Raw genomic sequence first — 435 nt, 5'->3', positions numbered from 1 at the left:
GACCGTGGCGGCGCCGGGGCGGGGGCCGCAGGGCGCGCCGGGGCGGGGGCACCGCCGTAGCCGCCGCCTCCGCCGTTGCCGCCGGCCGGCGCGGGGGACGTGCCGCCCGAGGGGTCGACGATCGCCTCGATCTTCCAGTGGACGTTGAACTGCTCGGCCAGCGCCTGCCGCAGGACGTCCTCGCTGCCGCTGCCGGCGAAGTTGTCGCGGGCACCGGCGTTGACGAAGCCGACTTGCAGGGTGGTGCCGTCGAAGCCGGCCACCTGGGCGTTCTGGCTGAGCAGGATCCAGGTGAAGCGGCGGCGGTTCTTCACCGCCTCCAGGATGTTCGGCCACAGGACGCGGGGGTCGAGGCCGCCGGCGGGCGGCGCGGACGCCGGCTGGGCCGCGGAGGGCGCGGCGGCCGGCGCGGGGGCGGCCGGGGGCCGGGCGGGG

At 79.1% G+C, this 435-nt stretch carries 1 pseudogene; it reads right to left on the bottom strand.

The features are described 5' to 3' along the window. A pseudogene (locus I3F54_RS31950) lies at positions 1-435 on the bottom strand (DNA polymerase III subunit gamma and tau); the annotation flags it as partial.

Source organism: Streptomyces sp. MUM 2J (assembly GCF_022414535.1).
GTDB lineage: Bacteria > Actinomycetota > Actinomycetes > Streptomycetales > Streptomycetaceae > Streptomyces.
The sequence above is the reverse complement of the archived record's forward strand: the minus strand, read 5'-3'. Positions and strand labels throughout refer to the sequence as shown.